We start from the raw sequence: 25198 nt of genomic DNA, 5'->3' as shown, positions 1-25198 counted from the left end.
GCCCATGAGCCTGGCCCTGCGCCTGGGGCTGATGGTCACGGGCGTGGGCTTGCTGTTGGCCATCCTGCTGGTCGTCATGGTGTACAGCGTTCTGGATCGAGAGCTGGGCAGGCGCGCTGCCGACCAGCTGCAAGCCAAATTGGGTCAGATCCAGCACAGCCTGGAAGAGCGTCCCACGGATCCAAAGGCGCCCTGGCAGCACAGCTTGGCTGATACGCTGCTCGGCCACGAGGAGCTGTCAGTCACGGTGCTGTCGGCCACCGGGGACACTCCCCTGTACGGGCTGGGCTCCCATGCCTATGCCGACGAGCTCCGGCCAGAACGCTGGCCGGATGCCCAGACCTTGGCCTGGCACTCCGATGACGGTCATGACCTTTTGACTGCCCGAGCCAACCTGACCATTCCAGGGCTACCGCCACTGCAGCTACTGCTGAGCCAGGATCGCAGCAACGACAGCTTCCTCCTGGACGCCTTCCTCCGCGCGGCCCTAATCAGTCTGCCGATTCTGCTGCTGCTGATCGGCGCCGCAGCGTGGTGGACGGGCTATCAGGGCCTTGCACCCTTGCGGCGCTTCCGCCGTACCGCACGGTCGATCACTACCCGACAGCTCACCTTGCGGGTCGACGACACCAACCTGCCTGCAGAAGTGGCTGAGCTGGCCACTGCGCTGAATACCATGCTGGAGCGCCTCAACGCCGGGGTGCAGTTGCTCGACCGCTTCGCCGACGACGTTGCCCACGAGTTGCGTACGCCGCTCGGGATCCTCATTGGGCGTACGCAGATGATACTCAGCCGGAAGCGTGACGAGACCGCGTATCAACAGGCCCTGGAGGAATCCCTGGACGAGTTGGATCGCCTGAGCCGAATCGTCACGGACATGCTGCTGCTGGCCCGCCTGGACAGTCACGAACCGCTGAGTTCATTGGGCAAGGTGGCTGTCGAGCACGAGGCGCTCAGGGTCTGCAGCCTGTTCGAAGCCTATGCCGAGGCGCGCGAACTCGAGCTGGCCGTCGAGGGGCAGCTGCTGGTCGAGGGCGACACGCTAATGATCCAGCGTGCCATCTCGAACGTGCTATCGAACGCCATTCGACATGCTTATCCCGGGACTGAGGTGACGGTGACGTTGTTTAGGCGAGAAGACGGCGTCGGGTGCGTGGCGGTTACCAACCAAGGCCCCCCGATCGCTACCGAGGAGCTGCCCAGGCTCTTCGAGCGCTTCTACCGTGGCAGTGACCGCCATACCGCCGGCAATGGGTTGGGGCTGGCGATCGTACGCGCGATCATGGCTTATCATGGAGGTGGGGCATGCGTGGAATGTTCAGAAGGGCAGACACGCTTTCTACTAAAGTTTCCACCTTCGTCTTATCTGCTGCCGCCATTGGCAGTCAACGGCAGTAACGGTGCTCAATAGCTCAAGTAGATTAGGTTTGTAGTGCGTAAAGTAGTGCTCAGCGGCACAAAATAGCAGAGCGCGGTAGAAATTTGTCAATGTCGCAGTAGACGAAATGAGCAAGGCTTTTTTCTCACTATATTCCCCTTCCCTTCTGCCGCGCTGAGGTGGACGTCAGTTCAAATATGGGGCTAGTAGCTCGCTCCCTTCCTGCTTTTCCTTCTATCGCGCGCGGGGCGCGGGTGATCGGTAGGCGAGCCCGGGCTGAGGGGGTGCAGGGGTGATTTGGAGTTCAGGGTGTGTGTAGGGGTGGTATATTTAAATGGCTTGGCTGGACCTCTTTAATACATCGGGGTCTCGTCAGGATCATTTTCCAACGTGCTCAACCGCCCAGTTGTCCTCCCAAGGCCGTCGCCGCGGTATGTGTTACGATTGCAGGCATGCAATACCCATCTCTCGACTGGCAACCCAGTCCCCCATAGCTCGCGCCTTCCTCGTCCTTGCCTGTTGCAAGGACGCTTGCCGTCCTGTCGCGCCCGTGACGTGGCGGCTGCCCACCCTGACATTCACGCCTGATCCGGCGTTTGCCACCTGCTCGACGGGTCAGGCACAGGTGCGAGTTATCTATGCTGCATACCCTCAAGACGCATTGGTTCTCCAATGTGAAGAACGACGTGCTGTCCGGCCTGGTGGTCGCCCTGGCGCTCATCCCGGAAGCCATCGCCTTTTCCATCATCGCCGGGCTCGATCCCAAGGTGGGGCTCTACGCCTCCTTCTGCATCGCCGTGGTGATCGCCTTCGTCGGCGGTAGGCCGGGGATGATCTCGGCGGCCACGGGCGCCATGGCGCTGCTGATGGTGACCCTGGTCAAGGAACACGGCCTGCAGTACCTGCTGGCCGCCACCCTGTTGACCGGGGTGCTGCAGATCGCCGCCGGCTATCTGCGCCTGGGCGCGCTGATGCGCTTCGTATCCCGCTCCGTGGTGACGGGATTCGTCAACGCCCTGGCGATCCTGATCTTTCTTGCCCAGTTGCCCGAGCTGACCCATGTCGGCTGGGAGGTCTACGCCATGACCGCCGCCGGGTTGGGCATCATCTATCTGTTCCCCTTGTTGCCGGTGGTAGGCCGGCTGCTGCCGTCGCCGCTGGTCTGCATCCTGGTGCTGACCGCCGTCTCCCTGGCCCTGGGCCTGGACATTCGCACGGTGGGCGACATGGGTCAGCTGCCCGATACCCTGCCGGTACTGCTCTGGCCGCAGGTGCCCCTGACCCTCGACACCCTGCTGATCATCCTGCCCTATTCGCTGGCACTGGCCGTGGTCGGCCTGCTGGAGTCGCTGATGACCGCCACCATCGTCGATGACATCACCGATACGCCCAGCGACAAGAATCGCGAGTGCAAGGGCCAGGGGATCGCCAACATCGCCGCGGGTCTGCTGGGGGCATGGCGGGCTGCGCCATGATCGGCCAGTCGGTGATCAACATGAAGTCCGGGGGCCGTACGCGGCTGTCCACCCTCTGTGCAGGCGTCTTCCTGCTGCTGATGGTGGTGTTCCTGGGCGACTGGCTCGCGCGCATCCCCATGGCGGCCCTGGTCGCGGTGATGATCATGGTTTCCATCGGCACCTTCAGCTGGGATTCGATCCGCAATCTGCGGCGCCATCCGCTTTCCACCAATCTGGTGATGGTGACCACCGTGGTGGTCGTGGTCGCTACCCACAACCTGGCGCTCGGCGTGCTGGTCGGGGTCTTGCTGGCCTCGCTGTTCTTTGCCAACAAGGTGGGGCACCAGCTGACCATCACCTCCCGCCTGGAGGCGCCCGGCGTACGCCGCTACGAGGTGCAGGGCCAGGTGTTCTTCTCGTCCACCGCGGCCTTCCTCGCCTCCTTCGATTTCAAGGAGGTGCTCGACGAGGTGCGCATCGACCTCAAGGCGGCCCAATTCTGGGACATCACCGCCGTCGCCGCCCTGGACAAGGTCGTGCTCAGGTATCGCCGGGAAGGCGTGACCGTGCAGGTGCTCGACCTCGACCAGGCCAGCGCGACTCTGGTCGATCGCTTCGGCATTCACGACAAGCCGGGGGCCGGCAGCGAACTGCTGGGCCACTGAGGAGAGACACCCATGAGCAAGATCATCGCCTGTATCGACGGCTCGCCCCTGGCGGGCAGTGTCTGCGACCACAGTGCCTGGCTGGCCCACCGCCTGGCGCTGCCCATCACCCTGCTGCACGTCCTGGAACGCAGCCTCTATCCGACCTCACCTGACACCAGCGGCGCCATCGGCCTCGGCTCGCGCGAGCACCTGCTCGAAGCGCTGGCCCGGCTGGACGAGCAGCGTGCCCGCCTGGCGCGGGCCGACGGCGAGGCGCTGCTGGCCGGAGCCCTGCAGCGGTTGCACGCGCGGGGGGTGGCGACGGCTCCGACGACGCTTCAGCGCCATGACTATCTGGCGGATACCCTGCGCGAACTGGAGGCCGAGCTGGGCGTGCTGGTGATCGGCAAGCGCGGTGAGCACTCCGGCAGCCGTGGGATCGGCAGCCAGCTGGAAACGGTGGTGCGGATGCTGCACAAGCCCATCCTGGTCTGCGCTGCCGATTTCATCGAGCCCCGGCGCTTTCTGGTCGCCTACGATGGCAGCGAAACCACTCACCAGGGTCTGTTGCGCGTCGCCAAGAGTCTGCTGCTGTCGGGGCTCGAGGGCGAGATCCTGCAGGTCGGCGACACCACCCCGGCCCGGCTGGCCGGACTGGAAGCCGCTGCGGATCTCTTGAGGTCCTGTGGCAGCACGGTGACGACGCATCTCGTCGCCGGGCATCCGGAGGAGGCGATTCCCGACCGGGTGCATGCCACTCGGGCCGACCTGCTGGTGATGGGCGCCTACAGCCATTCTGCCGCCAGGCGCTTCCTGCTGGGCAGCCAGACCTCTCACATGCTGCGTCACACCGACATCACCACCCTGGTACTTCGCGCGTGACTTACCACGAAGCTGCTTGATAGCTACGATCCGCCGCATCCATTACTTCGGATCGGCGGATGGCGAGACTTGCTAGCCAATGGTGATTGAGGTCGATCAAGGTCTGCAGCTGCACCTTGCGCTTCCGGCCATGCCCAGCCAAGCCGGGCCGCGCAGCGGCGCCGGCTGTAGCTGGTAATAGGGGCAGACCAGGATCTGCAGCCGCGCCAGGTCCCGCCGGCCATTCCAGACCGCGCAGCGGCGCCAGCTGCAGTGGATGATCGGGGGCAGCAAGAATCTGCATCTGCGCCAGGTCCTGCGGTCCAGCGCGGCGGATCTTGCGCCACCCGGTGATCAAGCCCCGCGAGCTATTACGCGTGAAAGTAGTCTTTCTGAATACCTTTTTGCTATCAAAAACGTTAAAATGCAATCAATACTCCCCACCAGATCCGCATTGATACGCGACTTTGCTATCAGGATATATTGAGTCATGGCGCTGACTATTCGTAACGTTACCGATGAGGAAATCGAGGCCTTTTCTGCTCTGACCGGAGAGAAAACAGCCTCTAAGGCAATCATCCAGGCTGCCAACTTAGGGGTTCGTAATACAGCCCGGCTAGAGGTCGCCAACCAGAAAATTGCCGAACTAGAGGCCCTAATCAGACGCATCGTCGGTCCCTGTGAAGCTATTGTCGAGGCGATCAATAGGCCAACCGAATGATGCCGTCATTGAAGTTTGGAGCTGGCAATGTCGGCTGAAACGCCCCGGATGATGATCCGTGAGGCTTCAGGCCAGCAGACTTGGAAGGAGCACCAGCTACCGGACCTTCGCTCCCTTACCCGCGAGCTTAGGGCGCTAGCTCCTGAGCTAGTAGCGCCAGCAGCAACTGTTGACGATGCGGTTGAGTGCATAGCTACTCAATTTGGGTTTACTGGCGGAGTCACCTCTGTGGATGTAACTACGCCTGTAGGTGCTGTGCGGATTCTACGGGACAGCCTTCCCCACATCGTCGAGAAGCGCGCGGATGCCAGGGAGAGGTATGTTGGCTATGCCCTGGATACCCTCACCGGCCCGTTCGAGGTCTGGAAGGTGCTCTATACCAATGACGACTACCGGCTGGCCTTCATCGGGGCATATGAGGCCAAGAATCAGATGCTTGTGGTCGTGACTGTGAAAGATGGGCTGTTGCTCTGGAACTTCATGCATAGCGACGCCAGGTCGATGAACAAGCATCGTCATGGTGAGCTCTTGTTCCGCCGATATGAAATCGAGAGCAAAGAAAAAGGGCAGCTATGAGCTGCCCTAAGAGTGTTTGCCTGATATTTGCATCCTCAGACCAGGATGAAGAGGTCTCACCTGACGCTGATACCGCAACTATCAACGAGGTTCCTACGCCAGCTATAGCCGCTGCGGGGCAGCTGGTTTCGCGCTCTTGTGAATCATATTACGCATCAATGACCCCCTCGTCAAACAGTCGTGATGGACGCCTTTGATTGCAATCTGCTCCCCAGATTATGACAGTCAACGCGAGAATGCATCACCGCACTACGCGGTCTAGGCACCGGAGACGTCTGGTGATCGAGGTTGAACTGGGTCTGCAGCTGCACCAGGTCCTGTCGGTCGGCCTGCGCCGCGCGGCGGCGCGGGCGGCAACTGACGATCGAGGTCGACGCAGCAGCACCAAGTTCTGCCGGCCAGCGCAGGGCTGCGCAGCGGTGCCGGAAATGCCTCCAGCCCTGACACAAGAATGCATCGCCGAAAGAATAGGACCATATTTGGTTCTAATTTGGGCCGATAAACGATAGAGTGGGCCGCATTGCAGTGAACATTGGGATCTATCAATGCGAGTCGAAACAATCAGCTACCTGAAAAAGAATGCGGCCGATCTTGAGCTCACTGAGCCAATGATTGTTACCCAGAATGGCAAGCCAGCCTATGTGATCGAGGCCTATGCGGATCGTGTCCGCCGCGATGAGTCCATCGCCCTGGTCAAGCTGTTGGCGTTGGGATCCAAGGAGTACGAGGGTGGCAAGCACATATCATCCGAGCAGCTGAAAGAAGGCCTGCAACAGCGGTTCGGGGGCGATAGCAAATGACAGCCAGGGCTTTCCAGGTCCGGTTCAGCGCTTCGGCGAGGACCTGCGCGCATGACCAGGTGCACCACCTCGCAAAATCGGTTTCTCGCCCCGACGCAGTTGCAAAGATGACCAGCGTCGTTGACGAGGTCGCCATCGAGCTCCGGAAGTCCCCTCTCGCTCACCCGATTGCCGCCGCCGGTGCCGAGTTTGGTATCACCAGGTATCGCGAGATCTCCAAGTCTGGCTATCGAGCGGGATATCTGGTCGACGAGGCGCGGCGCGAAACCGTCGTGCTCGCCATCTTCCGTGATGGGCAGGACATCCAAGAGCTGCTGTATCGGCACCTGCTCACAGGTTGAGACGTACCGATACTCGCCACTCGCGGCGATCCGTAGTCGGCCAGCAGTGCCCCGCAACTGGGGGTACCGGTGATCCACAGGGGGGCCGGTGGCGCCGTGCAAGAGGCTGACACACCTGCCAGCGCTCAGCAGGTCGGAGCCGTCCCGTCATCTCCATTTAGCCGGCGAAAAAGCACATCCAGACAATGGCCACGCCTACGCCGCCGATGGCAAGGCGGCTGATCACCCGGGCGGACGCAGTATCAGTTGCTCGCGCCTCGAGCGCACATAGGCCAAGCAGCTCAGCAACTACGAAGCCATACCAGCCTGGATGCACCTCAACAACCGGTGCAGGATCGAGGCCGCGTGTGAACCAACCGAACGTGCAGATGAATAGGACCAACAGCAGCAGGCCGAGCCACGGCCAGTTACGGACGACGTAGCTCTCTCGCTTCATAGGTATGGGTTTCAAGAGACCACTCCATAGTGCAGAGCCCAGGCATGTCTACCCGAGACGGGGCGAACGCCGCTCGCTTGACGGCCATTGTCTCTGCCACCAGCGCTCTGATATGAGCAGTTCATGCCTGGAAAGGGCGGAAACCTCGCGTAGAACGTGGCCAAGAAGCGCTCGTCGATGAACACCGGTTCGGCTCAGCCCCAAAGCCACAGGAAAGTGCCGACTACTGCCGATCCAGCTGTCATGGCCAGGGTGATGCTATGACGCTGGATCTGGATAGCCAGCGCCCAGCGAAGCGGACCGTTCGACGCCTCGCGTAAATCGCGGTTGAGGTGCTTTTCTGCAGCAGATGCTACGTGCAGCTCGAGCTGGTGGATTACTCGCGTCCTGGCGCTACCAGCAATCGCCCCGCCGTGCCCCGCAACATCGCCAGGCATGTCGGTACGTCCAGATGAACTTGTTTGGCCAGCACACGGATGCCCAGGGCACCAAGATGGAAGACCTTGTCCGGGGTGATCGGCACGTTGATCGATTGGCGTTGCTGGAGCAGGCGAAGGTAGAGCACACCGCGCTCAGGCTGGTTAACCAGGGTCAGCCCTTTGTCGCCGGCGGCGCCGTGATTGCGCGCTTCGAACGTTGCCGTAATTCCCAGGACGCAACACATGAACGCCGGCATTTCGCGAGGCGTAATCTGGAGCGTCAGCTTCTCGGACCAGTCGAATTTTTCGCTGGATCCTTTGCGCCCGGCGCCGTCCACTGCGAGCACGGTTTCCTGCGCCTGATTCAGCACCACCTCGAACTTCAGCGCGGCAGATCCGCCGTAAACGTGGAAGCCCTCGAACTGCTCGGCCACGGTCATTCCCCGGAAGCAGGGCTAGCTGCCCGGGGTGCCCTACCGGTGCCCCTTGAAGCCGGCTTCGAAGCCGCTTTGGCAAGCTGGCGCTCCAATGCTGCGATTCGAGTACTGCTGTCTTTCTGCACGCGCTCCAAGTAACGTTCCGCGGCTTCCCGGCCGGCGTCGGCCCGAGCAAGCTTGTCACCCAGGGCGCGATTCTCCACCCGCAGCTCTGCGAGGATCTCTAGATCCTGGGCGCGCGTGCGCTCCATTTCCTGGATTTGCCCCGCGGCGCTATCAGCCTCGGAGCGAGCGATGGCAAGCCGATTGCGCATTTCGCGGAGCTCGACCTGGGTATCAGCAAGGCGCTCCTCAGCTGCGGAAGCAGAACGCTGATGCTCTGCGCTCGCCGCTTCTACGGAAGCCTTCTGGGCGAGCGCCAGGCTCAGCTCAGCCTGGCTCTCGGCGAGCTGGTCCCGAGCTAGTTGCGCCTGCCCTTCTGCCTCGGCAAGCCGCTCGGCGAGACTGGCGTTCTCCTCAGCCATAGCACTGAGCTGGCTGTCCTTCAGCTGAAGCTCGCTGGCCAACCCGTCCATCTGCTGCTGACTGCGCTCCTGATCGGCCTCGAGGCCTTCGAGCACGCCGCTGGCATCGTCTTGCTCAGCCTCCAGGCGGGCGATCTCCTGCCGCGCCTGCTCGAGCTCCAGCACAACCTCTTTGCGCGCCGCAGCCGCTACCAAGTCAAGGGCACCGGCCAGAGCGTCCTGCATTGCCTTGGTCTGCTTGGCGACTGCGGTTTCGATAATGGCCGTAGCTTCCTCCGGCAGCGGCCTGGTTGGAATGGCCCCACCCGGTACCCCAGTGTGGTGTCGCTGCCAGACGCTGAGGAGCGTTTCGGGGCGGCCTCCGCCGAGGGTAGTCCGTAACGCCCAGCCATTGACCTTGCGCCCACCTGCCAGCAGCTGCTCGCCGGCGGCGATGACCTCTGCGTCTGTAAATTTACGTTCAGCCATGGCCGCCTCCGGGTAATGGAAAACAGCATAGTAATGCCAAACACAACTAACAAACAATAAGGTTAGGTATGTTCGGTTAGTTCCTAACGTTAGCTAACGTTTGCGAGCGTTTGTCGCTTTTGAGCGTCGGTAGCCCGTGAGAGATGCGCGGATCAACACTGGTCAGAAGCTGAACCTGGAATCGCGGCCGCCTCAGCCGTGTGGGGCTCATTGTGGGCTCTGACCAATATAAACAAGACACATCTCAGCTATGACGCGGCTTCCGTAGACCTAGTACGGGGATATAATATCCCCGTACTGTACGACTCAGTTTTTAGAGGTTCGGGTAGTTGCATACGCAGGATTGGGTGATAGCCTTCGGCGGTCGATGTGGAGAGTTACCGTGGGCCAGTTGCTACCGAAGCAGGTGAAAGAGCTATCCGAACCAGGCGTCTACCAGGACGGCCGCGGCCTCATCCTGCGTGTGGCCAAGACCGGGGCCAAACGCTGGATCTTCAGATTTTCCTTCCGAGGTCAGCGGTATGACGTAGGGCTGGGTGGCTATCCGGCGGTATCGTTGAAGCAGGCCCGGCTTGAAGCGGACCGGCGCCGACTGAAGATCGCGGAGGGGACGCCTGAGTTACCGGGCCGGCGATCGCCTGCGGCTCAATCGCCGGCCGCGGGACCCGACCTCTTCGAGACCCTGGCCAGGCAGTACATCACCACCCACGGTGCTTCGTGGAGCCATGACCACCATCGTCAATGGGTCAGCTCCATGGAACGCTATGTCTTCCCGGTACTCGGTCGCCGGCCGGTCGCCGAGATCGATACCGACCTGGTGCTGCAGGTGCTCCGCCCGATCTGGGACAAGATCGAGGTCACCGCCGCGCGCATCCGCAACCGCATCGAGTCGGTGCTCGATGCCGCCCAGGCACTGGGGTTTCGCGAAGGCGCCAATCCGGCTCGGTGGCGTGGCCACCTCGACAAGCTGCTGCCGCGCCACGATCGCAATGTCACGCACCATCCAGCGGCGCCGGCGGAAAGCTGTCCATCCGTGCTGCATCGCCTGGATTCCCTGGACGGTCCAGCCGCCCGTGCGGCGGAGCTGCTGATCCTCACGTCACTGCGCAATGCCGAGGTTCGCGAGGCACGGTGGGCGGAGTTCGACTTCGACGCAAGACGCTGGACCATCCCGGCGGAACGCATGAAGCGAGACAAGGAGCATATCGTGCCCCTGACGAACCGTTATCGTTGACAAAGAAATGTATGGCCAGAGTGTCTAGCTATCCTTGATACTGCTGGCTAGAGACCCATCCAAATGGACGTCAGATGCCTCGCAAGCCTTTCTCCAAGTCTGCACTTGAGTCGCGAGAACGACCGACCCTCCAGCGAAAGCTCCCAGAAAACACCCCCCAAGCGATTCAAGAAAGAAGCACTGCTAGGGGACAAGTCGATGTTTCAGCTCAAGGGTTGCTTGTCCGAAACAAGACTACTGGCACAAGGGAATACGTCCGTGACTTCACAGATCTTGTCACTGAGTATCCGCACCATAAATTAATTGTCCAGCAGTTACTTATAGGTGCGCAGCTCCATTCCGCAAAGAGATTGATCACATATCAATCCCATCAAGACATCTATTACTCAATTCAAGAGTTTGTGCTGTTTCTTAACAGCGCTGAGCCGATCAATAAATCAGTCAAAGGTGTTGCTGATGTCGATGGGCAGGTATGCGTGAATTTTAGGTCATTTCTAATTCGTTCGTATCCAGGTCGCACCGTAAATAGAAAAAGATACGGCGCATTAAAAAATATCTTCCTTTCGTTGAAAAATAAATATAAAGGGCAGGGCTGGGTCGGCAAAGGGTTTGAATGGCCGACTGGACCGGGGATGAACGAGCAAATAACAGAAGGATACAGCAGGGAGATTCATAATAAGCTTGTGGAGGGATGCCTGATCGATATTAAGTTTATTATGAAGTGGATGGAGAGTTACAACAGTGTAGTGGAAGGCGAGAAGCCAATTCTGGCATACGATCTTTCATTAGAAAACTTGATGTTTGATCTGGTTGTAAAAGAGCAAACTAAAAGATCCAACGGGTCAATCAAGGCGACACACATTAAAGGGTTTGAGTGGGTTATACGCTCCACTGGAGATGTTAAAGAATACATACGGGCAAATGGAATAAGTATAGAGAGGTTTCTGGGCATTTACCGAGCCCGCGCCCATGAACTGGCGGCTAAAGGTCGCCCTGTAGTTGGTACTGAGGTCAGTGAACGGGGGATGGTGTATGGCTGTGATCGAGAAGAATCTGGGCGAATTGCAACTGCAAATGTAGGAAGACTTTATCCTGATTGGCCTATGCAAGTGAGCTTCGAGGAAGCTGGACATCTCTTTTCCACTGAGTGGAGTAAAAACACCGCTCACGGAACAAACAAAAAATATTCTACGCTGGAAAAAAGATTACGGTCGGCCTTGATGTATATGAAGGTTGGGCCAGAGCACCTACCCTATGAAGTAGGTCAAATGGCATACTTCAGCAGAGTAGCCTTCACAATGGGAACTATATTCCCATTCTTTCTCTTCGTGATGTTGCAGACGGGCTGGAACTTTGAGGTCGTGGTATCGATAAGCGATAACCTAGACGACCACATTGAGGAGGACCTTCTGGATGATGACTATGTGATTATTTATGGGTACAAGGGACGGTCCAACAAAAGCCAAATGCATAGATCAAACAAGCGAGATAAGTTTGGCACGTATCAGATCTTGCGCTTTGTTGCCGCTGAAGTAACCAAGCATTTCTCGTCGCCTCATTATTTAAAGGGTAAATTATTTCAGTGTGTCATTTCGAAGAATCTGTGGAATAAGTTTGGCCGCTTATGCACGCCGGTGACCACTACGAATTTTGGGCACGCATCAACGGAGTTTCTACATCGCCACCGCATAAAATTGGATACGGATACCAAATCCCCCAGAATTGAAACGAAACGTCTTCGAACTACTTACGAAACTCGACGGAGAGAACAGGGTTTAGATATAGACGAAGTTTCGACAATGATGGGGCATTCGGATATCGATACCACAGTGAATCATTATGATAGTGACTGGGGGTCGGCAGAAATATTAAATGGGCGTCTAAGAAAGATTCAGAGAAAGCATGAAGAAGATTTTAGGCGTTACTCAGCAAATCTTCTTACAGATGTGTCTTTGGTTGAGCTGCGTGAAGCCACTCTACGCTGCGGTAGCAAAGAAAAACTACGGTCAGTTGTTGCACCATTAGTCGGCAGGCTGAATTCTTCTGAAGATTCGGTAATACAGTTGCTTTCTCCGGAAGGTCAGACATTCATTGCAAGTTGTCTAAATTCAAGACGACCAGATTGGCCAGGCGCTGAAAGTTTTCTTAGGGATGCTCCGAACAACTTGCCGCGCGGCAGCGGCAAGCCGAAAATTCACTCAGCAATCAGCGCTTTCCGCTGAAAATGGCCTGATGCAGCGTGTTTCGAGGGCATTTCCGCCCGGGTTTCCGTGTTATGCGCGCAACTCACCCATACCCATCAACTGTTTTCGAACCATCCAAAGATTTGAAAGAGCGAACAGCGTGGTCAGCTGAGCCGTGTTTTTGACCAGCCCACGAAAGCGCACTTTCACGTAACCAAACTGACGCTTGATCACTCGAAACGGGTGCTCGACCTTGGCCCGTGTTTGAGCTTTGCAGTACTCGATCTTGCGCTTGGCCTTGTAGAGCACGCTGCGTTTACCCACCTTGGAATAGGTGCTGCGCCGCGCCGCGATTTGCCAGATGACGTCACGATTTTCATGCTCTGCACGCTTCTCGACACCGGTGTATCCAGCGTCTGCAAAGACCGCATTTTCTTCGCCATGCAACAGTTCGGCGACCTGCGTGACATCGGCCACATTGGCCGCCGTACCATGAACATGATGAACCAGTCCTGACTCGACATCGGCGCCGATATGCGCCTTCATCCCGAAGAAGTATTGATTGCCTTTCTTGGTCTGATGCATCTCGGGATCGCGCTTTCCCTCCTCGTTCTTGGTCGAGCAAGGGGCGTGAATGATGGTGGCATCGACGATGGTGCCCTGGCGCAGAGACAGGCCTTTTTCCTGCAGATAACCGTTGATGACCGCGAGGATTGCAGGGGCCAGTTGGTGCTTTTCCAGCAGGTGCCGGAAGTTCATGATCGTGGTGTCTTCAGGTATCGGGGCGCTCAAGGTCAGGCGTGCAAACTGGCGCATGGGTGTGATTTCGTAGAGCGCTTCTTCCATGGCCGGGTCGCTCAAGGAGAACCAGTTTTGCAGCAGATGAATGCGCAGCATGGTGTCCAGAGGATAAGGTTTTCTACCGCCACCGGCCTTGGGGTAGAACGGCTCGATCAGGCCCAGCAGACCTGCCCAGGGCACGACCTGATCCATCTCGGCGAGGAAGCGTTCGCGGCGTGTCTGCTTGCGCTTGCCGGCATATTCGAAATCGGAAAAGCTCATCTGGCTCATGGGTGGCTCGGATCGGGGGGTAGGCGGATTTCACCACATTTGAGGACTTGTTCGGAGATTCCTTAGGACGGATACGCCTTGCAACTACTTCAATCGTTGCCCGTTATGCTCACAGTGTGTGATCTTCAAAGAAGCATTACCTTTTATTGCAAGAAGAATTTCCGACCTTGACGGTCTGAGGGAGCGGTTAAATCCCTTAGAATGGGAGAAAAGCTATCGCGCTGAGTATTTAGCGTGGAAGGGGGTTCTAGAGGGCTGGGGGGATCCGATTGAGGTTGCTGAGGCAATAGATCGATCAGTACATAACGATTTTGCACTGCCATTGACAATGATAGGGCTCTCATGACAACTCCAACACGTGACCAAATAAAAGCCGTTTTAGAAGAAATAAGGAATGGACTGGGTTGTCACGAGGAAGAGTCAGAGCCTATCGCTACTGAAGAAGATGATGAGATTCTGAGTGGCGACTCTTCACTTGGGATCATTTGCGATAGTATAAATTTACTCAATCTTTCCAGAATTGATAAGAACGAGTGGAGTTATATTAGGGTAAGTCCTAGAAGCTCTTTCGGCGATCCGGTTTGGGATTTTGGGGATTACCCCTCCCCTAATGGATTTCCCATACGTATCAATTTTGATTATGTGAATATGTATGGCGTGAATGTTTGTGGAGTAGGTCACGAACATTGGGTGAATATTGCTAGGGCGCTACTATTTTACCGTGTACCGCACTTCGGAATTCATGGTCGCATTAATGCTTATACATCTCTTGAGTCAGATAAAACAAAAGTATTAAGACTTGTCGGGTTGTTTCAAGCCGAAGGTCTATATTTAGGTTCGGAAAATTCACCAGATTTTAGGACGGTGAATGATTTGGCCAAGTCGAGTGTGGAGCACTATATAGAGTCGCTGCCCACATCTGGGATTAAGTGGGAATTCTGTTACTTAATGTCCTTCTGGCAGGGCGTGTCATCGATGGGTATGCTTCCGTCAGAGTACTCACTATACGATTCATACGTAACTAAAGAGCTTGTCGCCAAATATAGAAGAGAATACGACGAGTCCTCTCGACCTTTCGAACCCATTCCGCTCGATGACTATGCAGAAATATTTAGATACTGTGTGGGGTTTGTTGAAAACTATAGTGATGACGTCCTTTGGCTGTATAAAAATTTTGCGCCAACCATAGTAGGTGCTTTTGAGAACCCCGGAAAGCTTGCCGCGATGAATATTGGTGTGTCAACGGCGTCCGTTGAGGGAGTTAAAAGATTTAGGGCTTATAAACCTAAGTTACTAGATAGCGGTATTCCCTGGTGGGGAATAGAAATCAAGGAAAGAACGCATGAGAATGATGAGGGGGAGTATATAAATCAAACTGCTGTGATTAGCGTTGTTGTCTCTCTGATCGATGCGTGTATCGTGCTTCTTCTATGTCTTACTGGGATGCGCCGATCAGAGGTCATTGGTCTTAAGGTGGATTGTCTTTCGTTTAAGTCTGAGGGTTATTGGCTTACTTATACTGTTTTCAAAACCTCCATTTCGTCACAGGGCGACATTAAAACAATACCTATCCCAAAAATTGCTGCTGACGCAATTGAAGTAATAATTGAAATAGGGCGGGATGCTCGTGCTTACGGTAATCACGACTATCTGTTTGTCAAGATACCAAAGTTAAGTTTTGGAAACACTCCGCAGTCCACTGTGGTAGAGCGAGCTTGCAATCGAGTGGCAAACAACCTGGGTATTGATTATAGAGTACACCCACATCGTTTTCGGAAGTCACTTGCCCTTTATATAATTCATCAAGATTCGCGGAATCTTGAAATTATTAAACGCCTCTTTTCTCACCGCAGCTTAAAAATGACGTTAAGGTACATCCTTTCTTTACCAGGCATGAACGATGAAGTCAAAGCTACGTTGATTGAAGAAAATACGGAAATTCTCGTCGAGGTTTTGCAAGGTGTAATTTCTGGTCAAATTGGGGGCATTGGCGGCAAAAGGTTGGCCAAGACTGCTAATTCGTCTCCAATACTCAGGGCTAAATTGCAAAACGCGGGAAAAGAGAGTTTAAGTCAGTATGTCGCCTCTTTGCTTGATGAAGGTGTGAAGCTTCTGCATAGAACGAATCTTGCAATCTGTATGCGAACGCCGGGTCTTTCCAGCGAGTCACCTTGTGATGCTAAGAATGATAGCCCTGGGTCGAGGCTTCATCCAAACTTGTTTGCGTGTGACCCATATAATTGTAGATATGCTGCATTTGTCGAGGCCAATGTTCCATCATTAAAAAATGAGATAATTTTCCACGATAATATGATTAAGCATAGGTACTGTGGAGCGACTCAGAAGGAATATTCGCAGAGGCGTATCGCTGAAGCCTTTAAGCGACTTCACGAGGTTGTAGGGGATGAAGCACATAATTTCCTAAAGCAGGTAGCGCATGGCTAAGCAGGATCTCCTCAATCGGGTGTATGCGACTATTTCAGCGCTCCAAAGCGACGGCCGAAAAAAGTTATCAGTGATGGAAGTTTCTAAATTATCTGGTGTCGGTCGTGCAACAATCAATCAAAAGCATGATCCTGACTGGGTGAAGGTCAGAGAAGTCATAAAAGGAACAACTCATTCTGGGGTTTATACAAAGGATTCAAGTGAGGATGTCAAAAAGCCACTCAAAAATACTCAAGAAATACATCATCGACTGAAAGAGTTGGAGGAGCAGTTAGCCCTACTAAGGGAGCGCGCTAGCACCACATATAATCAGTTGATCGACAGGGTACAATATTACTTTGCGTTGGCTAGTGAAAAGCCTGCTAAGCAAGTTGAGAAGGCTAAGCTCCTTCAAGAGCTAACTCATCAGAAGAATCAGAACGCAATCCTACGTGCAGATCTCAAGGCGGCTCTTGCTGAATCATTAACTCCTGCGGTATCAGGATTTATCACTTCAAAGATTATTTTGGAAGTGCCTAATGCAGGCTCAGATTCTGAGGCCATTCTGAGTTTTTTGGAGAAACTGGATTCGTTATCTAGTCAGAATCGATCTTCACTTGTTACCGCAGTCTACATAATGTGTGGTCTTCCAATGTGCGGCAAGTCATCTTGGATTGATAATCACAAGCCACCTACTCCAGGCGTATCCTTATATGTCAGTGGGGCAAGTGATACAGTTTCAACTCGGAATTTGTTAGTTTCTAGGGTTAGGAAAGAATTTAACGCGCCTGTGCACTGTGTTCGATTTAGTCTAGGCCTTGATGCCTGTATCTCTAGGGCCGAAAAACAGTTCAATGGTGCGGCTCTTGAATTGAATATTTCATCCATCAAAGTTGTGGCTGCGCGGTTCGAAGAAATACAATTCAGCGAAAATTTCGACTCAATCATCTTGGCTTGAAATCAGTGAATGGTCTAAAGCGTTTCCAATCGTTTGTTGAAGAGCGACGTCGCATGGGAGACTGGGCTGATTTCGTTTCAGCAGATATGACTAGGCTTTCAAGAGTAAAGCTGGTTGAAGCGTGTGGGATTCAGCGAAGCATAATTTATCAAAACTCACAGGTAGTAACTCTGCTTCGTGATCTTGAGTCCGAATTAAGAGCGCATGGTGTTCTTTATGGGCGCAGTGCGGATGCCAATTGTGCTCACCAAAATGGTTTAACTCATGATGAAGAATTAGAGCAGCGGTTAGGAGATTTGTCTGCTTCGCTTTGTAAGTTTAATGACTATTTAAATGAAGTTTCTAATTCGCTTGTGGTGTACCCCTTGTCGAGGCCAAAATAGTTATGTGTATCCTTCATTTTGGAAACGGTTTGGCCAGCCACTCTGGCTATATGCGAGAGCGCGTAGGGATTTATTTTGATGATAATCATAACGTCCTTGAAGCACCGACCATGTGGGCGATGGCTGTCTCGAAGATACGTTCAAGGAGTGATGAAACGACAAGAAACTATGCGAATATCCTGAGAAGGTTTTTGCAGTGGTTGGACGATAGCCCAATCGAAGGGGCTGAAGTTGTATTTGGCGCGCAGAACTGGCAGTTGGTGGATGAGGATGTTTTTGATGCCTTCCTTGTTCACATAGCATCTCCAACGGATGCGCTTCCTGATGGTCCGTCTCACAAAACCATGTATCACATTGCGGCAAGGGTCTGGAGCTTCTATCAGTGGGCCGAAAAGCAGGGCTATAAACACTATTTGGATATCAGTAGGACTGATATCCGATACATGCTGAAAGACCAGAAACTCCTGGCCCATATCAACCCAGTGGTTAAAGTTACTACCTTGGGATTTAATCTGCCCAGTGGTAGACCAGCAATGCATCAACGAGAAATGCAGAAATTTGTAAGGCAAACTGATTATGAAATAGCTCTCAGCGTGTTGAATGATCCTGTTTATCAAATTATCGCAGCGATCATACGAATTACCGGGCTTAGACCGATTGATCTTTTTCAATTGCCTTACCGAGGGAGAAATGAAAATTATGGATTCATTCCTTATGATGAGGGTGAGTACCCAGAAGGGTTAGATAATGGCGCGATCTATTATTATTTTAGGTCCAAGGGAAAATGGCGCTCCATAGACTTTCCAGGGAAGCTGTGGAGAGTTATTTGCGAGTATTATTTACCCTTAAGGCGGCAACGAGCGAAGCTATATGAGGCTAAGCATGGCATTCCACCAAGGAATAGCGACTTGTTTCTTTCCGCTCGTGGTGATGTTGTTACTCATGGAATGCTTGGTTATAACTTTAGCAAGGTGGTTTCTGCAGCGAAGAACTCCGAGAGCGCTACTGATTTTAAAGCCATACGATTCAATGCACGAATGCTCAGGCACACCTGTGCGACATATTTTGTTTATGAGGCGTTGAAAGCCCAGAATAGACTTGGAAGGAGTTTTGTTTACGATGCAGCGCTCGACGAAGATCTCAGGAAAATGCTGGGCCACACTGATGTTAGAACTACACTTGAATACTATGTTCATCTAGTCAACCGATATGTGCACGACAATCTTCTGACTGATCTTCATCGTTCGCGCGTTGATGCTGGTTTGTCCGCTATTTTAGACCGACATAATTACTCTGAGATTGTGGTATAGAACAGGCACTAGACATGCTGCCTTCTTGGTGAGCAGCTCTGGACACGTCGATATGGGAGTGCATACGGTCAGGACAAATCGGGAAGGTGCCGCCGGCTGACTTGCCTCTGTAGATAGGTCTGGACGCATCAGCGCTTTAAACGCCAACGGCTTTGGGTTCGAAGTGATTTCGCCTGCCCCTCTTCAGTTACACTCGGCGCTTTGCACGCCTTTCAAGGAGCAGCTGCGTGAACACAGAAAACCATTCCCAGACCGCCGCCTTTCTCTGGTCGATTGCCGACCTGCTGCGCGGTGACTTCAAGCAGTCGCAGTACGGCCGCATCATCCTGCCGTTCACCCTGCTGCGCCGCATGGAATGTGTGCTGGAGCCGACCAGGGAAGCGGTGATCCGTGAGTCCTATGCGCAGGAAGGCCGGCCTGACCTGGTGCGTGAGCGCCTGTTGCTGCGCGCTGCCGGGCAGCAGTTCTTCAATGCCTCCAAGCTGACCCTGGGCACGCTGTCCGACACCCAGACCGCAGCCGACCTGATGAGCTACGTGCAGTCCTTCAGCAAGGACGCCCGCGAGATCTTCGAGCACTTCCACTTTGAAGACTTCGTGCAGCAGCTCGCCGCCGCCAACCTGCTGTATCAGGTGGTGCAGCGCTTTGCCGCCACCGACCTGAGCCCCGAGCGCATCAGCAACTTCGGCATGGGCATCATCTTCGAAGAGCTGATCCGCAAGTTCGCGGAAAGCTCCAACGAAACCGCCGGGGAGCACTTCACCCCGCGCGATATCGTGCACCTGACCACCTCGCTGGTGATCACCGGGCAGGACGACAAGCTCAAGCCCAACAGCATCGTCACCATCTACGACCCGACTGCCGGCACCGGTGGCTTTCTCTCCGAGGGCGACGAGTACATCCAGTCCATCAGCCAGCAGGTCACCGTGTCGCTGCATGGCCAGGAGCTCAATCCCGAGTCCTATGCCATCTGCAAGGCGGACATGCTGATCAAGGGCCAGGACGTCACCAGCATCAAGCTGGGCAACACCCTGTCCGACGACCAACTGGCCGACAGCCGCTTCGACTTCATGCTCAGCAACCCGCCGTTCGGTGTGGAGTGGAAGAAGGTACAGAAGCAGATCACCGACGAGCACAGCGAAAAGGGCTTCAACGGCCGCTTCGGCCCCGGCCTGCCGCGCGTGTCCGATGGCTCGCTGCTGTTCCTCCTGCACCTGGTCAGCAAGATGCGTGACCCGCGTGAAGGCGGCTCGCGCATCGGCATCATCCTCAACGGCTCGCCGCTGTTTACCGGTGGCGCCGGTTCGGGCGAGTCGGAGATTCGCCGCTACCTGCTGCAGAACGATCTGGTCGAAGCCATCATCGCCCTGCCCACCGACATGTTCTACAACACCGGCATCGCCACCTATGTGTGGGTGCTGAGCAATCACAAAGCCGCCGCCCGCCAGGGCAAGGTGCAGTTGATTGATGGCAGCCAGCACTTTGCCAAGATGCGCAAGTCGCTGGGCAGCAAGCGCCAGTACCTCACCGAAGACCAAATCGATGAACTGGTGCGCCTGTATGGCCGCTTCGAGGAAACCCCACAGAGCAAGATCTTCCCTGTCGAAGCCTTCGGCTACCGGCGCATCACTGTCGAGCGTCCGCTGCGCCTGAACTTCCAGACCAGCCCCGAACGCATTGAAAAGGTGCTGGAAGAAAAAGCCATCGAGAAGATGGAAGCCCCGGCCCGCCAGCGCCTGATTGAAGCCCTGCAATCCATGGACGCCAGCGTGCTGCACCGCAACCGCGAGCAGTTCAGCAAGCTGCTGAAGAAGGCGCTCAACGCTCACGACGTATCCCCCAGCACGCCGGAGCTGAAGGCCATCCTCAACGCCCTGAGTGAGCGTGACCCGGAAGCGGATATCTGCCTGGTCAGAGGCCAGCCGGAAGCCGATGCCGGGCTGCGCGACAACGAGAACGTGCCGCTGGGCGAGTCGGTGTATGACTACTTCGAGCGCGAAGTGAAACCCCATGTGCCGGATGCCTGGATCGACGAGAGCAAGACGGATGCGCAGGACGGCGAAGTCGGTGTGGTCGGCTTCGAGATCCCCTTTAACCGCCACTTCTACGTGTTCCAGCCACCGCGTCCGCTGGCCGAGATCGACCGCGACCTGAAAGCCTGCACTGACCGCATAAAGCTGATGATCGAGGGGCTGTCAGCATGACAAATTTGTCTGGAACAAATTTGAACAACGGCGCAGCCGTTGGCCCGCAGGGAGAGGGCAGGGAAAGCCCGAGTACGTTTCCAAAGTATCCGGCGTACAAGGACTCAAGGGTGCCTTGGATCGGTGAAGTCCCAGCAGCCTGGGAGGTTAAACCGTTCAAGTGGTTGCTCGACAGTAACGACGGCGGTGTTTGGGGAGATGACCCCACGGGCGAAGGTGACACTTTAGTTTTGCGTTCTACGGATCAAACCGTAGACGGAAACTGGAAGCTTACCGACCCCGCTCCACGGAACCTTAGCGCCAAGGAAAGAGCTAGTGCGCTTCTTATTGAGGGCGATTTGGTAGTAACGAAGTCCAGTGGAAGCTCTTTGCACATTGGCAAAACGACTTTGGTAACGGCTGATATAGCTAAACAGGGCTGCTGCTATGGAAATTTCATGCAGAGGCTGAGGGTCAATTCAAGCTTTACTCCGAAACTGGCTTGGTATGTCATGAACAATGAGCTGGCTAGAGCTCAACTGGACTTGCTTTCAAACTCGACAACTGGGCTTGCCAATTTAAACGGAACCTTGATTGGCGAAATCCTTTTACCTGTTTCAACTGTTGCCGAACAAACCCAAATCGCCCGCTTCCTCGACCACGAAACCGCCCGCATCGACGCGCTGATCGAAGAGCAGCAGCGCCTGATCGAGCTGCTCAAGGAAAAGCGCCAGGCCGTGATCTCCCACGCCGTCACCAAAGGCCTCGACCCCACTGCACCGATGAAAGACTCCGGCGTGGAGTGGCTGGGTGAGGTGCCGGCGCATTGGGTGGTGGCTGGCCTGAAAAGGTTCTGGTCAGTAACAGACTGTAAGCACATCACTGCTGAGTTTGTGGACGAAGGCATCCCTCTCGCGAGCATTCGTGAAGTGCAGAGTCGTTACGTCGATCTCGATAACGCAAAGCAGACCACGGAAGTATTTTATCGGCAGCTTATTGAGGGTGGCCGAGAGCTTGTCGCAGGCGATTTAATATTCAGCCGTAACGCAACGGTTGGTGAGGTCGCGCAAGTCGCTAATTGGCATCCTCCTTTTGCCATGGGTCAAGACGTGTGTGTGCTGAAAAAACAATACCAATGGCTTTCTAGTGATTACTTGCAGGCCGTTTTGCGCTCCCCGGTAGTAACCGTTCAGCTTGATAACCTGATGATTGGTTCGACCTTCAAGCGAGTGAACGTTGAGGATATTCGTGGTCTCGTGGTGCCAATGCCACCGGAGAAAGAACAAAAACTAATTGCTGATTACCTCAACAGTGAAACCGGACAATTTGACTCGTTGCTTGCAGAGTGCCGAGGCACGATAGGACTTCTTCAAGAGCGCCGCTCTGCCCTAATTTCTGCCGCTGTTACCGGCAAAATCGACGTACGCGGCTGGCAGCCTCCAGCCAGCGCCCAAGCCCCCGAAACAGCAGTAGCAGAGGCCGTATAAATGGCGGACAGCAAGGAAGCCCAGTTTCAGCAGGACATCATCACCGCCATGGTCGCCCAGGGCTGGCTCACCGGCCCGGCCAGCGGCTTTGACCGGCGCACGGCGCTGTATACCGAGGACTTTCTCGTCTACTTCAAAGACGCCTGGCCGGAGCGCTGGGACAAGTTCGCCAAGGCCAACCCGAATAACCCGGACGCCGTGCTGGTGCAGAAACTGGTGCGCGAGCTGGAGCAGGACGGCACCCTCGATGTGCTGCGCCACGGCTTCAAACTGCCGGGAGTGAAGGTCGAGGCGTGCAGCTTCAAACCCGACCACGGCATGAACCCGGACACCCTCAAGCGCTACCAGTGCAACCGCCTGCGCGTGGTGCCGGAGGTGTCTTATTCCCCTCACTTCCGCGAGGGGGAATACAACCCCCGTCTGGATCTGGTGCTGTTCGTCAACGGCATTCCTGTTGCCACGCTGGAGCTGAAAAGCGAGTTCAAGCAGAGCGTGGAAAACGCCAAGCGCCAGTACCGCTACGACCGCCCGGTAAAAGACCCGCTGACGCGCAAACCCGAGCCGCTGCTGACCTTCAAACGTGGCGCGCTGGTGCACTTTGCCGTGAGCCAGGATGAAGTGGCGATGACCACCCAGCTGGCCGGCAAGGAAACCTTCTTCCTGCCGTTCAACCTGGGCAGCCTCGACGGCGGCGCCGGCAACCCGCCTGCGCCGGATGACAGCCAGTACGCCACCGGCTACCTGTGGCAGCGCCTGTTCCAGCCGGATGCCTGGCTCAAGGTGCTGGGCCGCTTCCTGCACCTGCAGAAGAGCGTGAAAGAGGATGCCGACGGCAAGCGCGTCACCAAAGAAACCATGATCTTCCCGCGCTACCACCAGTGGGAAGTGGTCAACACACTGATCGAGACCACCCGTGCCGAAGGCCCGGGCAAGCGTTACCTGATCCAGCACAGCGCGGGCTCCGGCAAGTCCAACTCGATTGCCTGGACGGCGCATCAACTGGCCTCGCTCTACGATGCCGAGGGCCAGCGGCTGTTCAACTCGGTGATCGTGATTACCGACCGTACCGTGCTGGACAAGCAGCTGCAGGACACCATCTACCAGTTCGAGCATGCCCAGGGCGTGGTCAAGTGCATCACCCGCGATATCGGCAACCAGAGCAAGTCCGAGCAACTCGCCGAGGCGCTGGCCGAGCAGACGCGCATCATCATCGTCACCATCCAGACCTTTCCGGCGCTGTTCGATGCCCTGGACAAATACCCCAAGCTGGCCAGCGGCCGCTATGCGGTGATCGCCGACGAGGCGCATTCCTCGCAGACCGGCTCATCGGCCAGCAAGCTGAAGCAGATTCTCGGCAGCGATGCGCCGGACGCCGAAGAGATCAGCGCCGAAGAGCTGCTGGACGCCGCCGTGGCCGCCCGCGCGCCCAACGAGCGCATCAGCTACTACGCCTTTACCGCCACGCCCAAGGCCAAGACCCTGGAGCTGTTCGGCCGCCCGGCCAACCCGGCGCTGCCGGCGAGCGCCGACAACAAGCCCGAGGCGTTCCACCTCTACTCCATGCGTCAGGCCATCGAGGAAGGCTTCATCCTTGATGTGCTGCAGAACTACACCACCTACAGCACCGCCTGGAAGATCGCCCACCCGGACGGCGACGACGAGGAAGTGGACTCGAAGAAGGCGCGCATGAAACTGGCGCGCTGGGTGCGCCTGCATCCGTACAACATCAGCCAGAAGGTGGAGGTGATCGTCGAACACTTCCGCGCCAATATCCGCCACCTGCTGGGCGGCCAGGCCAAGGCCATGGTGGTCACCAGCAGCCGGCAGGAAGCAGTGCGTTACCAGTTGGCAGTGCAGGCCTATGTGAAGCAGATGGGCTACACCGATGTGCACCCGCTGGTGGCCTTCTCCGGCAGTGTGCTGCCGGATGGCGTGATCCCCGAAGAAGTGACGGAAAGCAGCAGCCTGCTCAACCCCGGCCTGAATGGGCGCGACCTGGCGGAAGCCTTCGACACCCAGGACTTCAACGTGATGATCGCCGCCAACAAGTACCAGACCGGCTTCGATCAGCCCAAGCTGTGCGCGATGTACGTGGACAAGAAGCTGCAGGGCGTGGACTGCGTGCAAACCCTGTCGCGGCTGAACCGCACCTTCGGCGACAGCAAACCCACCTTCATCCTCGACTTCTTCAACGACGCCCAGGACATTCTCGACGCCTTTCTGCCGTACTACACCAAGGCCGAGCTGACTGACGTGACCGACCCGCAGCTCATCTATGACCTGCAGAAGAAGCTGGATGCCGAGGGCATTTACCACTGGGAGGAAGTGGCGGCGTTTGCGCTGGCCTTCTTCGACCCCAAGGCCGCTGCCAGCAAGCTCAGCTACTACTGCGCGCCGGCCAAGGAGCGCTTCTCCAAGCGCTACAAGCTGGCCCAGGAATCACGCCAGCATGCGCTGGAGTTCAAGCGTGTCGCCGAGCAGAACGGCGACAGCGCCGGCGTGAAAAAGGCCGAAGCAGCCGTGAAGGAAGCCGGCGAGCAGGTGGATCAGCTCGACCTGTTCAAGAAGAACCTGCAGTGTTGCCGCTGACCGAAAACTGACCCAGTAGAGGCTGTTCTGCCGACTGAAAACTGACCCAGGTGTTCAACTGCTTCTGCTCAATTTTTGAGCAGGAGAACACAGGGTGATCAGTATGGAAATGATGGGCAAAATCCGCCGGATGTATTTCCGCGACAAGCTGTCGCTGCATGAGATAGCCAAGCGCACCGGGTTGGCGCGCAACACGATTCGCAAGTGGGTCAGAGCACCTGAGGCCAAGCCGCCGGTCTACCAACGCCGCGCGATCTTTAACAAACTCAGCCCTTTTCACGTCACGCTAGAGCAGGCGCTAAAAGCCGATT

19 protein-coding genes and 3 pseudogenes are annotated in these 25198 nt (G+C 56.0%); 17 read left to right on the top strand and 5 right to left on the bottom strand.

The window, feature by feature from the left end:
* Positions 1-4: 4 nt before the first annotated feature.
* The 3 genes and pseudogenes from FEZ61_RS23930 to FEZ61_RS23920 all read left to right on the top strand — a co-directional run bounded on the left by FEZ61_RS23930 (position 5) and on the right by FEZ61_RS23920 (position 4364).
* A complete protein-coding gene (locus FEZ61_RS23930; RefSeq protein WP_169854974.1) occupies positions 5-1411 on the top strand; it encodes a heavy metal sensor histidine kinase in 1407 nt (468 codons plus the stop codon).
* A 605-nt stretch (positions 1412-2016) separates the two neighbouring features.
* Positions 2017-3500 (top strand): annotated as a pseudogene (locus tag FEZ61_RS23925) (SulP family inorganic anion transporter).
* 12 nt (positions 3501-3512) lie between these two features.
* Positions 3513-4364, top strand: a complete 852-nt coding sequence (locus FEZ61_RS23920) for a universal stress protein (RefSeq protein WP_017638799.1) — start codon at positions 3513-3515, stop codon at positions 4362-4364.
* Between the two features lies 1 nt (position 4365).
* Here the strand turns inward: FEZ61_RS23920 and FEZ61_RS23915 are convergent, their stop codons facing one another.
* Complete coding sequence (locus tag FEZ61_RS23915) at positions 4366-4773, bottom strand: hypothetical protein (RefSeq protein ID WP_132833191.1); 408 nt, start codon at positions 4771-4773, stop codon at positions 4366-4368.
* 60 nt (positions 4774-4833) lie between these two features.
* On the opposite strand from FEZ61_RS23915, the gene FEZ61_RS23910 reads away from it, so the two are divergent.
* The 4 genes from FEZ61_RS23910 (at position 4834) to FEZ61_RS23895 (ending at position 6781) form a co-directional block, all read left to right on the top strand.
* Positions 4834-5064, top strand: a complete 231-nt coding sequence (locus FEZ61_RS23910; protein WP_017638800.1) for a hypothetical protein — start codon at positions 4834-4836, stop codon at positions 5062-5064.
* A gap of 27 nt (positions 5065-5091) precedes the next feature.
* On the top strand, positions 5092-5640 hold the full coding sequence (locus FEZ61_RS23905; protein WP_017638801.1) for a PBECR2 nuclease fold domain-containing protein: 549 nt from the start codon (positions 5092-5094) through the stop codon (positions 5638-5640).
* 545 nt (positions 5641-6185) lie between these two features.
* A complete protein-coding gene (locus FEZ61_RS23900; RefSeq protein ID WP_017638802.1) occupies positions 6186-6440 on the top strand; it encodes a type II toxin-antitoxin system Phd/YefM family antitoxin in 255 nt (84 codons plus the stop codon).
* Between the two features lie 107 nt (positions 6441-6547).
* Positions 6548-6781 (top strand): hypothetical protein, encoded by a 234-nt coding sequence (locus FEZ61_RS23895; protein WP_169854975.1) that lies wholly within the window; start codon positions 6548-6550, stop codon positions 6779-6781.
* Positions 6782-6938: 157 nt separating this feature from the next.
* Here FEZ61_RS23895 and FEZ61_RS23890 read toward each other — a convergent pair whose 3' ends face one another.
* The 3 genes from FEZ61_RS23890 to FEZ61_RS23880 all read right to left on the bottom strand — a co-directional run bounded on the left by FEZ61_RS23890 (position 6939) and on the right by FEZ61_RS23880 (position 9065).
* Positions 6939-7232, bottom strand: a complete 294-nt coding sequence (locus FEZ61_RS23890; RefSeq protein ID WP_132833192.1) for a hypothetical protein — start codon at positions 7230-7232, stop codon at positions 6939-6941.
* A 361-nt stretch (positions 7233-7593) separates the two neighbouring features.
* Complete coding sequence (locus tag FEZ61_RS23885) at positions 7594-8076, bottom strand: hypothetical protein (RefSeq protein ID WP_017638805.1); 483 nt, start codon at positions 8074-8076, stop codon at positions 7594-7596.
* Positions 8073-9065 (bottom strand): DNA-binding protein, encoded by a 993-nt coding sequence (locus tag FEZ61_RS23880; protein ID WP_145156170.1) that lies wholly within the window; start codon positions 9063-9065, stop codon positions 8073-8075. Before FEZ61_RS23880 ends, FEZ61_RS23885 begins: the two co-directional genes overlap by 4 nt.
* Before the next feature lie 406 nt (positions 9066-9471).
* Between FEZ61_RS23880 and FEZ61_RS23875 the strand changes: the two genes are divergently transcribed.
* The gene (locus FEZ61_RS23875) at positions 9472-10299 is read left to right on the top strand and encodes an integrase arm-type DNA-binding domain-containing protein (protein WP_346342876.1); all 828 of its coding nucleotides are present in this window, start codon (positions 9472-9474) and stop codon (positions 10297-10299) included.
* Positions 10300-10373: 74 nt separating this feature from the next.
* Entirely contained in the window at positions 10374-12521 is a 2148-nt protein-coding gene (locus FEZ61_RS23870) for a site-specific integrase (protein WP_173150580.1), read from the top strand.
* A gap of 51 nt (positions 12522-12572) precedes the next feature.
* Here the strand turns inward: FEZ61_RS23870 and FEZ61_RS23865 are convergent, their stop codons facing one another.
* Positions 12573-13553, bottom strand: a complete 981-nt coding sequence (locus FEZ61_RS23865) for an IS5 family transposase (protein ID WP_007158801.1) — start codon at positions 13551-13553, stop codon at positions 12573-12575.
* Positions 13554-13895: 342 nt separating this feature from the next.
* Here FEZ61_RS23865 and FEZ61_RS23860 point away from each other — a divergent pair, with 342 nt between their 5' ends.
* The 8 genes and pseudogenes from FEZ61_RS23860 to FEZ61_RS23825 all read left to right on the top strand — a co-directional run.
* Entirely contained in the window at positions 13896-15998 is a 2103-nt protein-coding gene (locus tag FEZ61_RS23860) for a site-specific integrase (protein ID WP_023083570.1), read from the top strand.
* Complete coding sequence (locus tag FEZ61_RS23855) at positions 15991-16935, top strand: hypothetical protein (protein WP_023083569.1); 945 nt, start codon at positions 15991-15993, stop codon at positions 16933-16935. The genes FEZ61_RS23860 and FEZ61_RS23855 overlap by 8 nt, the downstream gene beginning before the upstream one ends.
* Positions 16936-16988: 53 nt before the next feature.
* Positions 16989-17318, top strand: coding sequence for a hypothetical protein (locus FEZ61_RS23850; protein ID WP_123789211.1), 330 nt, complete (start codon positions 16989-16991; stop codon positions 17316-17318).
* A 29-nt stretch (positions 17319-17347) separates the two neighbouring features.
* Entirely contained in the window at positions 17348-18628 is a 1281-nt protein-coding gene (locus FEZ61_RS23845; RefSeq protein WP_169311241.1) for a site-specific integrase, read from the top strand.
* A gap of 227 nt (positions 18629-18855) precedes the next feature.
* Positions 18856-20832 carry a class I SAM-dependent DNA methyltransferase gene (locus tag FEZ61_RS23840; RefSeq protein WP_070746558.1) on the top strand — a complete coding sequence of 659 codons (1977 nt, stop codon included), beginning with the start codon at positions 18856-18858 and terminating at the stop codon, positions 20830-20832.
* The gene (locus FEZ61_RS23835; protein WP_145156340.1) at positions 20829-22298 is read left to right on the top strand and encodes a restriction endonuclease subunit S; all 1470 of its coding nucleotides are present in this window, start codon (positions 20829-20831) and stop codon (positions 22296-22298) included. The genes FEZ61_RS23840 and FEZ61_RS23835 overlap by 4 nt, the downstream gene beginning before the upstream one ends.
* Positions 22299-24875 (top strand): annotated as a pseudogene (locus tag FEZ61_RS23830) (DEAD/DEAH box helicase family protein); the annotation flags it as partial.
* A 124-nt stretch (positions 24876-24999) separates the two neighbouring features.
* Positions 25000-25198, top strand: a pseudogene (locus FEZ61_RS23825) (IS21 family transposase); the annotation flags it as partial.

It is taken from the genome of Pseudomonas sp. MS15a(2019), assembly GCF_013277805.1.
GTDB lineage: Bacteria > Pseudomonadota > Gammaproteobacteria > Pseudomonadales > Pseudomonadaceae > Chryseomonas > Chryseomonas benzopyrenica.
Note: the sequence above shows the minus strand (reverse complement) of the source record. Positions and strands in the feature narration are given on the sequence as shown.

What these genes read in the sequence shown, in the direction of transcription:
- FEZ61_RS23930 (WP_169854974.1), top strand. Translation starts at nt 5, where the DNA reads ATGAGCCTGGCCCTGCGCCTGGGGCTGATGGTCACGGGCGTGGGCTTG.
- FEZ61_RS23920 (WP_017638799.1), top strand. Translation starts at nt 3,513, where the DNA reads ATGAGCAAGATCATCGCCTGTATCGACGGCTCGCCCCTGGCGGGCAGT.
- FEZ61_RS23910 (WP_017638800.1), top strand. Translation starts at nt 4,834, where the DNA reads ATGGCGCTGACTATTCGTAACGTTACCGATGAGGAAATCGAGGCCTTT.
- FEZ61_RS23905 (WP_017638801.1), top strand. Translation starts at nt 5,092, where the DNA reads ATGTCGGCTGAAACGCCCCGGATGATGATCCGTGAGGCTTCAGGCCAG.
- FEZ61_RS23900 (WP_017638802.1), top strand. Translation starts at nt 6,186, where the DNA reads ATGCGAGTCGAAACAATCAGCTACCTGAAAAAGAATGCGGCCGATCTT.
- FEZ61_RS23895 (WP_169854975.1), top strand. Translation starts at nt 6,548, where the DNA reads ATGACCAGCGTCGTTGACGAGGTCGCCATCGAGCTCCGGAAGTCCCCT.
- FEZ61_RS23885 (WP_017638805.1), bottom strand. Translation starts at nt 8,076, where the DNA reads ATGACCGTGGCCGAGCAGTTCGAGGGCTTCCACGTTTACGGCGGATCT.
- FEZ61_RS23880 (WP_145156170.1), bottom strand. Translation starts at nt 9,065, where the DNA reads ATGGCTGAACGTAAATTTACAGACGCAGAGGTCATCGCCGCCGGCGAG.
- FEZ61_RS23870 (WP_173150580.1), top strand. Translation starts at nt 10,374, where the DNA reads ATGCCTCGCAAGCCTTTCTCCAAGTCTGCACTTGAGTCGCGAGAACGA.
- FEZ61_RS23865 (WP_007158801.1), bottom strand. Translation starts at nt 13,553, where the DNA reads ATGAGCCAGATGAGCTTTTCCGATTTCGAATATGCCGGCAAGCGCAAG.
- FEZ61_RS23860 (WP_023083570.1), top strand. Translation starts at nt 13,896, where the DNA reads ATGACAACTCCAACACGTGACCAAATAAAAGCCGTTTTAGAAGAAATA.
- FEZ61_RS23855 (WP_023083569.1), top strand. Translation starts at nt 15,991, where the DNA reads ATGGCTAAGCAGGATCTCCTCAATCGGGTGTATGCGACTATTTCAGCG.
- FEZ61_RS23850 (WP_123789211.1), top strand. Translation starts at nt 16,989, where the DNA reads ATGGGAGACTGGGCTGATTTCGTTTCAGCAGATATGACTAGGCTTTCA.
- FEZ61_RS23835 (WP_145156340.1), top strand. Translation starts at nt 20,829, where the DNA reads ATGACAAATTTGTCTGGAACAAATTTGAACAACGGCGCAGCCGTTGGC.